The organism is Terriglobales bacterium (genome assembly GCA_035567895.1).
Classification (GTDB): Bacteria; Acidobacteriota; Terriglobia; order Terriglobales; family Acidobacteriaceae; genus Gp1-AA112.
In genome coordinates this window covers 66,513-75,895 of the sequence record DATMPC010000104.1, presented here as the reverse complement: position 1 = coordinate 75,895, position 9,383 = coordinate 66,513, and the positions used below count along the sequence as shown (strand labels likewise).

The 9,383-nt window shown below is 55.7% G+C and carries 8 protein-coding genes; 4 read left to right on the top strand and 4 right to left on the bottom strand.

Translation table 11 applies throughout. The features are described from left to right. Window positions 1-646: 646 nt before the first annotated feature. The 4 genes from VNX88_22350 to VNX88_22335 all read right to left on the bottom strand — a co-directional run bounded on the left by VNX88_22350 (window position 647) and on the right by VNX88_22335 (window position 5,680). Window positions 647-1,357 carry a lipid-binding SYLF domain-containing protein gene (locus VNX88_22350; protein HWY71425.1) on the bottom strand — a complete coding sequence of 237 codons (711 nt, stop codon included), beginning with the start codon at window positions 1,355-1,357 and terminating at the stop codon, window positions 647-649. A 151-nt stretch (window positions 1,358-1,508) separates the two neighbouring features. Then, a complete protein-coding gene (locus VNX88_22345; GenBank protein ID HWY71424.1) occupies window positions 1,509-2,081 on the bottom strand; it encodes a hypothetical protein in 573 nt (190 codons plus the stop codon). Between the two features lie 154 nt (window positions 2,082-2,235). Continuing rightward, complete coding sequence (locus VNX88_22340) at window positions 2,236-3,180, bottom strand: GGDEF domain-containing protein (protein ID HWY71423.1); 945 nt, start codon at window positions 3,178-3,180, stop codon at window positions 2,236-2,238. A gap of 133 nt (window positions 3,181-3,313) precedes the next feature. Then, complete coding sequence (locus VNX88_22335) at window positions 3,314-5,680, bottom strand: exo-beta-N-acetylmuramidase NamZ domain-containing protein (protein ID HWY71422.1); 2,367 nt, start codon at window positions 5,678-5,680, stop codon at window positions 3,314-3,316. A gap of 167 nt (window positions 5,681-5,847) precedes the next feature. On the opposite strand from VNX88_22335, the gene VNX88_22330 reads away from it, so the two are divergent. The 4 genes from VNX88_22330 (at window position 5,848) to VNX88_22315 (ending at window position 9,348) form a co-directional block, all read left to right on the top strand. Then, complete coding sequence (locus VNX88_22330; GenBank protein HWY71421.1) at window positions 5,848-6,336, top strand: hypothetical protein; 489 nt, start codon at window positions 5,848-5,850, stop codon at window positions 6,334-6,336. Window positions 6,337-6,431: 95 nt separating this feature from the next. Beyond that, window positions 6,432-6,842 carry a GntR family transcriptional regulator gene (locus VNX88_22325; GenBank protein ID HWY71420.1) on the top strand — a complete coding sequence of 137 codons (411 nt, stop codon included), beginning with the start codon at window positions 6,432-6,434 and terminating at the stop codon, window positions 6,840-6,842. Next, entirely contained in the window at window positions 6,839-7,744 is a 906-nt protein-coding gene (locus VNX88_22320) for an ABC transporter ATP-binding protein (protein ID HWY71419.1), read from the top strand. The genes VNX88_22325 and VNX88_22320 overlap by 4 nt, the downstream gene beginning before the upstream one ends. Further along, window positions 7,741-9,348 (top strand): hypothetical protein, encoded by a 1,608-nt coding sequence (locus VNX88_22315; protein HWY71418.1) that lies wholly within the window; start codon window positions 7,741-7,743, stop codon window positions 9,346-9,348. The genes VNX88_22320 and VNX88_22315 overlap by 4 nt, the downstream gene beginning before the upstream one ends. The last annotated feature ends 35 nt before the right edge of the window (window positions 9,349-9,383 follow it).

The following is a 9,383-nucleotide window of genomic DNA, read 5'->3' as shown; positions in this document are numbered from 1 at the left end:
TGTCGCTTAGTGAACTAGGCCCGAAGCCCTCTTCCACTGCACAATGACCCGAGTGTTAGGCGGATAAGGTCCGACCGATCGTACCTTCTTGGCAGGAATCTTCCCGGCACCATCGCACCCGCGGCATAGATCTCCATCTCGTCGGCGGCCTTCGCCGCGACACACCGCGCAGCGTCTACTGGAATTGTCCTGTGACTGCGACATAGGGCGGGATTTTATGAGGGAGAACTGAGTCTGCGAAGCAGTGGGAGGCGGAGATGGCACCTACTTAGTTAACAGGCTGAGATTTACCCTGTGGCACAGCCGGCTGTGGCTCCACCCAGACTGAACCTTGGCCTATGGTGGGCGTAACACGAGATGCGCCGTTCGTGCCGCGTCTCGCGGCACGTTGAGATGTGAGCCCGGCACAACGTGCCGGGGCGGATAGATTTGATTTGAGCCCCGGAACGGCGACACATTCGAACGGTGCCGCCCCTGTGGGGCTCGATCAGCGAAAATCATCTTGCCCGGCAGCTGCTGCCGGGCTCAATTCGATCCGTGCCGCGAAACGCGGCACGGAATAGTACAAACGTCATGATTTAGGGGAGCTTGGGAAACACAGCTGAGGGCGGCTGTGCCACAAAACCTATGTGATTTGGAGCAAGCTCTACTTCTTCACGTACGGTGCCCGTGGAGAGCACTTGTTGAGCACTCCAATCAGATGTGCCGCGTGGGCCGGCATGCCGACCTTGGGCGTGATGAGGATATCCTTCACCTTGATCTCACGACCATATAGGTCCTTGTTTACATCTCCGTCATGGTACATGCGCGCGCCGTCCAGCGAGACCCCCGCGAACAATCCGCGTGAACGCGCATAAGAATAGATCTCTGAACGAAGCGATATGTCGGTTCCCGCCTCGGCTGTTCGTCCTACTGGACCAGCGGAGACTGAGGCGTCACCGCCCAGCGCAAACTCGTCCTCCAATAGCCTTTCAACTCCCCGCTGATTCACAAAAAGGAGAACGACGTCGACTGACTCCAGTCCAATCTGAAATCCGAAGGTTCCGCCCGCAATCTTGAATGACGATACGGGGCCCCATGAGCCAGTCATTCCCCTCCGGCACGTCACAAAGCCATGCCCAAATCGTGCCCCGAGGCCGAAACCACCTTTCTTGAGTGAAGGCACCACGGCCACGCAGCGAGCGTGATCGAGCATGCCCTTGGGAATGCCCTTGTCGGGTGCGTCGATCATCTCCTGCATCACCTGTCCGGAGCGCTCGAAGCGATCGATAACCTTGCTGGAAACGCCTGCACTCGCCAGGCGGGAGCAAGAAACCATCAGCGCCAGGATCATCAGGGGAGAAATGAAACGTCGCATTGGGAGAACTCCAAATCGAGCGGATTTTCGACCTGTAACCTGAATATTGACGTGGAGTATCCGAGGCAACAAGGGTACCTAAGTGCCTGTTCTTCTGTGGGTTCCGCAATGATCTTACGCAATTCAATTAGTTACGAAGGAGCATCTCGGGCTATGTGGTTTCGGTGTGATAAATGCTGAAAGAAACCAGCTTCGAGGAAACGAAGTGAAACTCCATGAGAGTTATAACGGGAATCTCAATATTCTCCGGCTTCATGCTCGGAGTGGCCTTCTTGTAGGCTTTTAGTTCTTCTGGAGTCGGTTTTCGGGTCTCTTCCGAGCGATATATCAATTCCTCTTCAGAACTCGATATGGGTTTCCCAAACCTCGCAATAATGTCAGTCTTTGCCATCCAAAGTTTCAGCCCGCTCTCAGTGATAATCGAATCAAGAACCGGTGACTTCGAACATTTCGATCGTAGAGGTTCATACTCCAACGTACTGACTCTGAAGCCGATCAGATCCTTCCAACCACCTGGCAAACCAGTTCTGAATTCAATTACTGTCAGATTGTCGATGGCTGAAACGTAGCAGATACTTTCTTCGACTTCTTCGTTATGGGAAGTCTCAAATCTGCGAGCGTTTCCGAGCTTGGAACGGATTTCTTTAAGAGAGGATTTCTCGATCTCAAATCCAAGAATCTTAAAGTTTGCTTTCGACGAGAGAGGCTTTTCGACGGCGCTCACATCATGAGCCCTGTTCTCTCCAAAGAGGAGACTGGTTATCAAACAGGCGAATAAGACTTTTTTCATCATTTTTCAGAGTTAGAAGTACGATTGGTGATCCAAGAACCTGTCTGGCTGCTTCGGATGCAAAGTTGTTACTCGGACGCGGGTGCCGTTAGTGAACCTCGTCCTTCTTCGCCGTGTGCGCGAGCTTCTCGTCACCTTCTTCGATCGGCCACGAATCCGAGGCGGCTGGCGGCTGCAGGGCTTGCCGTTCCAGCTTTACTCGATACATGTCTTTGTCCGCAGTGTCGAGTACCTCTTTCATGTCCATGCCCTTGCGGTAAGTCGCGACTCCACAGCTAAACGACAGCTCATACTTGGCATGCCCGGCCTGATTCCACCACCGCGTCTCCCACGTGAGGCGTTCGGCTGCGCGCACCGCCTGCTTGTTCGAGGTCTCGGGAAGAATGATCAGGAACTCGTCTCCACCCAGACGCAGAACCGTGTCGGAGCCACGAAATGTCTTCTTCAGCAAGGTCGCAACATCGCGCAGATACTGATCGCCGCCAAAGTGCCCGAACTTGGTATTGATATCTTTGAACCCGTCGACATCGAGGATGATCAGCGATAGGTCCGTTCCACTGCGCATCGCCTTGCTGATCTCGCGCGGAAAAATCTCCTCCATAAAGCGTCGGTTGAAAACTCCCGTAAGGGGATCGACGAGCGCCGTCTCCCTCGCTTTGGCCGACTCCATCAGCTCGCGCAACAAGTGGGCGCGCGTACGATTAAGTTTCCGCTTTTGCTCGAGAATGTGAATGTTGAACAAGATGATGAGCGTGATGAGTCCGAAGAAGAGCTGAGGCACATACCGGGGATCGGTATGTATGCCGGCCCAGACCAGATTCGGCACGAGAAACGCCGCCAGTCCAATCGCAATCACTACAATCACCAGAGCGCAGATCGACCAGAGCTGCCAATCGCGAGAGGAGAGCGCGTCCAGGTCGCGATAGATGTCCTCCGACTCTTGCTGCTCCGCCTGCTGCCGCACTGCGTGCTGCTGTTCCGTTGTCGGTTGCTTTTCTTCGCTCATCACCGGTTTCTCGATGGAGATGCCCATGGGCGGCGAGCGGTACTACCTGCGAGAAACACGCCCAGATCAGGGGTTTCCACAGAGAGTAGCAGCGCTGTGGTTTACTTCAGAGATTACGAAGGGGAGTGACACTCTGGGCAGACTTGCGGTCCGCAGCCGGTTACTTGTAGAGCAGATATTTGTCACGCATGGGCAAGAACGCTTCCAGCGCTTCATTCCACTTCGATGAAATGAAGCGTGGATCCACGCCTGCATTTAAATCGTCCATCGTCTGTTGGTTCGCTACCAATCGAGCGATTCTGTCCAACTTGAAGTCATTGGGATAAAGCTTGTGCAAGGCTGTCGCAATTTCCAGCCCCATCTCCGTGGAATCGAGCGCCAGCCGATTCGTGACGATGATGTTCACGCCCCCACACTGTTGATTGGCGTATACCGCAGACTGCGGAGTGAATGTAGTTGGAATAAAACGTACTCCAGAGACGTGCCGGTTATTCAAATAAGAAGCCAATTCCTGCGACTTGATCCAGGGAGCGCCAAGCATTTCGAATGGAGTGTCTGTGCCGCGTCCGACCGAGACATTCGAGCCTTCGACCATCGCCACGCCCGGATACAGCGTTGCTTCGTTCAAACTGCGCATGTTCGGCGACGGATTCACCCATACTTGTCCGGTTGAGTCGAACCAATCCCCGCGCTGCCATCCCTGCATATTCACAACTGTGAGCTTCGCCCCAAGATTCTTCTCGCCGTTGAAGAGGCGCGCGAGCTCGCCCAATGTCATGCCGTGCCGCAGCGGAATTGTGTAGTAGGAGGTAAAGAGTAGCTTGTCGGCATCGGCTATCGGACCCGAAACCACTGATCCCGTAATGGGATTGGGACGGTCGAGTACGACTACTTCAATTCCAGCCTGCGCCGCCGCTTCGAGAAAGTACCCCATCGTGGCTTCATAGGTCCAGAAGCGAACTCCGATGTCCTGAATGTCGATCACGACTGCGTCAATTTGCTTGAGCTGCTCGACATCCGGACGCCGCTTTGCATCCGTATCGCCGTATACGCTGTACACCGGAATGCCAGTCGCCGCATCGGTGGTATTCCCAACCTGGGTAGTATCGAGCAGGCCGGCCGCGCCGTGTTCAGGACTGAACAGAGCCGTCACCTTCAATCCTGAAACGGAATTAAGGATGTCGATCGTCCGGCGACCACTCGAGTCAACGCCGTTCTGATTTGTCAGAATCCCAATCTTGCGTGGAGCCGCGCCTTCGGCAGCCGGCTTGAGCGCTTCAAAGTGAGTTGCCTGCAATACGTCGATACCAGTTAACACTGTCGCGTTGCGATAAGCCATGCGCCGGCTTCCGGCCGCGGCTTCGTTATATCCAGTAATCGCCAGCAGCGGATTCTTGTCGTGAATTTCTTTCCCTAAGTCGAGCGCACCAGCCACAACGTTGGCAACCTTGCTGCGAAGCGCAACCACGGAATGTCCGCCACGGGGGTGCACCGCGTTCGTCAGCAGAATCACATACGTCTCGGTATAGGGATCAACCCACATCGACGTGCCTGTGAATCCGGTGTGCCCGAACGAGCCCAGCGGCAACAGTTCACCGCGATTCGATGAAAAAGCAGAATCGATGTCCCACCCCAACCCGCGCAGACTCGTCGCATCCGGTGGCTGCTGCGGACGCGCCGCCTTGCTCACAGTCAGAGCCTTCAGAAATGGTTTTCGTGAGGACTTGGCGTTGATTTCGTCGAGCAACGCCTGCGCATACTTCGAAAGATCGGTTGCCGTCGAGAACAAGCCGGCATGTCCCGCGACGCCGCCCATGCGGCGCGCTGTGGGATCATGAACAACGCCCCGCAACATCTGATTCTGCTCGTCGTATTCAGTAGGCGCGATGCGACGCCTCCACTGCGGCGGAGGCAGGAATCGCGTCTCCTTCATTCCCAGCGGCTGGAAGACAAACGCATCTGCATATTTGTCGAGCGGCATCTTTGCCACTTGCTCCACCAGAAAGCCAAGGACTTCGAAGTTGATGTCGCTATAGCGAAATACCGCCCCCGGAGGCGTCACCAGCTTCGACGCAAATGCCATTTGCCGTGCCGTTTCGGCGCCAGACCACGGTACCTTCAGATCTAAATCCTCAGGCAATCCGGAGTAGTGCGTCAGTAACTGGCGGATCGTGACATCCTGCTTCCCGTTCTGGGCAAACTCGGGCAAATAGGTCGCGACGGGATCATTCAACCGGATCTGCCCCAACTCGAGCAGGCGCAGCACCGCGGGAGTAGTCGCTACTACCTTGGTCAGTGATGCCACGTCAAAGATCGTGTCCAGCGTCATCGCCTCGCGCTTCGGCTCAAGCGAGCGCATACCATAAGCCTTCTTGTAAACGACTCTTCCGTGATGCCCGACGACGACCACAGCGCCCGGACATTGCCGATCCTCGATCGCGTCCTGGATCACACTGTCGAGCGTTTTGAATTGCACCCCTGCGCTGGATGGCACAGCGGCTTTCTTCTGAGCCCTCGAACTCTTCACTGCTGTCGCGCCGAAACCTGCTTGCAGGGGGGCTAGTGAGAGGAAAAAAGTAAACAGGAGGAGAGGTCGAGGGAGTCGCATACCAGAATGCCCATTGTGCGGTATGTGCGCCCCAGGCGCAATGAGAGGGTTCCTTGTTTAATATGACGCAAGTTCTATCTACAACTATGTCGAAAGTTGTCCGCGTCTACGATCCCAACCGGAACCCGCCGGAGTGGAGCGCGCTCCTCAGCGATTCTCAGGTCGCTGTTTTTGTTGAAGACGACCACCAGGAGCTTCCTTTAAGCGGCGCGGAACCCACCTGCGAGATCTTTGACGACCTCCCCGCAGCCGAAGCCCACTGCAAGCAACTCATCCAGCGGAGTCCCAGGCTGCGCTGCCTCGTCTTCGACCACAACGGCCGCGGAGGCGATCCGCTGGCTGTTTATGAAAGCCCCAAACTCATGAGCCAGGAGCTCACGACCCGCTTCCGCCGCTGGTCCTCCGCGGCCATGATTACCACTGCCGTTGTATTGATCTGGTATGACTGGCGCTCAGACTTCGAGCGCATGTGGCCGTCGGTTCTTGCATGGAAGTTCGTCACCACGGCACTCGTATTCATCACCTGGGAAGCGGTGCTCCTTGTGCAGCGCAGGCTCAAGCGGCACCAGCCATGAATTAGAGGCTCGATCGCTCTTCCACCCTCATGTTCAGCATCAGCGGGTTCCCCGCGCGATTTCGCCGTACTATGTGTTATAGTACGGTGCCGACAATGATTCCCTTCCGCGTCCACTTTCGGCCTGGTCTCCCGTTGTACGAGCAAGTCGTCTATGCCGCTACCAAAGCCATGCTCTCTGGACGCATGCTGCCCGGCGATACATTTCCCTCGGTCCGTGCTCTTAGCCGCGAACTCAAGATCAATCCCAACACGGCACATAAGGCGATCACGCAACTGATTGCCGCCGGATTGCTGGAGAGCCGTCCAGGCACTGGAACTGTTGTAGCGGCGCTGCCGGCGTCGAGCGCGGCCCAACGCACGGAATTGCTGGGCGCTCAAATCGAGCAGATCGTAGTAGACGCAAAGCGGCTGGGTATTTCGTTGGACGATGTACAGGATTCAATCTCGCAGCACTGGAAGAAGTTGGGAGGCGATTCAGACCGGGGAGGGCGCAGCGGACGATGACCAGCGCGATTCGAACTGAAGCACTCGGCAAACGCTTTTTACGGCTCGTAGCTCTTCACAATCTGAACCTCGACGTTCCCACCGGCGCTGTATACGCATTGGTTGGTCCCAACGGCGCCGGCAAAACAACGTTGATCAAGATTCTGATGAACATCTTTCAAGCGAGCGCCGGGCGGGCGACTGTTATGGGAATGCCTTCCACCAGCATCGCTGGAGACGCATTCAAGACCATCGGCTACGTATCCGAAAATCAGGAGTTGCCCGACTGGATGCGCGTCGACCAGTTCCTGCGATATGTCGCCGCCTTCCATCCAAAGTGGGACCGGACGCTTGAGCAGGACTTGATGCGGCAGTTTGACCTCCCACTCAATCGCAGGTTGAAGAACCTCTCGCGCGGTATGCGAATGAAGGCAGCGTTGACCAGCGCCCTGGCCTTTCATCCAGCCTTGATCGTTCTCGATGAGCCCTTCAGCGGTCTCGATCCTTTCGTCCGGGATCAGCTTGTCGAGAGCTTGGTGGAGCGCGCGGCCGAATCTACGATGCTGATCTCCTCGCACGACCTTGCCGAGATCGAGAACTTCGCTACTCACGTGGGATATCTCGATCAGGGAACGCTGAAGTTCAGCGAAGAACTGGCTTCGCTCACTCAGCGCTTCCGCGAGGTCGAGGTCGTGCGCGAGACGTCCGCTCCACTTCCCGCGAGCGCACCAGCAACCTGGCTGCAACTTAGCGACGCAGCCGCCGTGGTTCGCTTCATCGAAACACGCTTCGATACCGAGCGCACAGCGGAGCAAGTGAGGAGCGTCTTCGGAAACGGAGTGCGCGACATCACTTTCACTCCGATGTCTCTGCGATCCATCTTTCTTGCAATCGCGAAGTCTCCAAGGAGCGTCGCGTCATGAATCAGGTACTCCACATCTTCCGCAAAGATCTCCGGCATTTCTGGAAGGAGATCGCGATTTCATGGTGCGTTCTTGTCATCTATGTTTGGCAAGTCAAAGAACAGTGGAATCCCGAAAACATGTTTGGGCCACGATACTTCTCGCAACTCACACAGCAATTTGTACTGCCTCTATTGATATTGAGTTGGTGGGTATTGCTGATTCGCGCGATTCAGGACGAGAGGCTGGTCGGCGATCGCCAATTCTGGGTTACGCGGCCGTACCGCTGGGTAGAGCTCCTCAGCTCGAAGGTTCTTTTTGTCCTGGTCGTCATTCACGTTCCCTTGCTGATCGCACAATTTATTCTGCTCAAGCTTGCCGGATTCGCGGCGCTTCCCTATTTGGGCGGTTTGCTGTCGATGCACGCAGCGCTACTTGCACTTCTAGTTCTTCCGGTTGCCGTAATCGCAACGGTAACTTCCACCTTTGTTAGGGTGATCCTATTCGGCTTCATCGTAGTTCTCTACGGGATCGGAAGCTCATGGCTAAGTACGCTTGTGCCTGAGTCCGCGTTATCGCATGCGAGCGAAATTCCCAGTGCGATCCAGGGAATCATTTTTCTGCTGGCATGTGCGGCCGTCATACTCATTCAATATGCGCGGCGCTGGACGCTCGTCTCACGCGGCGTCATCGTTGTCGCAGTAGTGCTCACGCTCCTCATCGAAGTCGCCACCCCCTACAGCGCACTGATCGCAAGAGCGTACCCGGCTCGGTTGGAGACTCCGGTAAAGATTGTGCTCAATCCTACGAAGCCGGAGAAGCCAGTGATGCCGGTCCCTCCGCCTCCGCCAAAACCACCAAAGAAGGTAAACATAGCGATTCCGCTTCTTGCGTCGCCGGTCAACAGCAACGAAGTAATCGTGATTCAGGGTGCGCGTATCGATATCGAATTGCCCGACGGAAATCATTGGCGCACGAAGTGGCAGCCGCAATGGGGCACAGCAGGCATTCCAGACTCGCCTGCGTCCGTCAGCCTCGCAATGCCCACAGAACTGTTTGACCGAATAAAGTCGGCGCCAGTAAAAATCAATACCGAATTTGCGCTCGCTGTCTTTCTGCGCGGCGAACAGTGGCAACTCATTGCTCAGGATGGGCTGTTCCCTGCCCCACGGTTCGGACTATGCACAATCGCGGGCCAGGAGCGGAACATGATCCTATGCCGAGCTCCGCTCTATGGATCCGGCCCTCTGGTAGCGACAACCAGTTCCTCCGAGAGCACGTGCCCAGTGTCCGCGGAACATAAGCCGACTCGCGTGATCACCTCTTATTACTGGAGTCTTTCCGACAATTCCGAGCCTTCCGCATTTATCAGTCCCGTCGTCGAAGGGATGATTAGCTTCAACGCGGTGGGGCTGACGAAGGAGGAACAAAAGGACTCGTGGAGGTTCGTTTCGCGCTTGTGTGCGGGAACTCCCATCCATTTCACTGCGCTCTCTTTTGTTCGTCACACGCGCATGACTACTTCGTTGGATGGGATCCAACTATCCGATTACAAAATGCCCGACTACTACGGGATGGGTGCGGATGCGATTTTTTACGGTTACACAATCCCGAGAACACGATAAGGAATGCATCGAATTCTCAAGGCTATTGAGTCTCT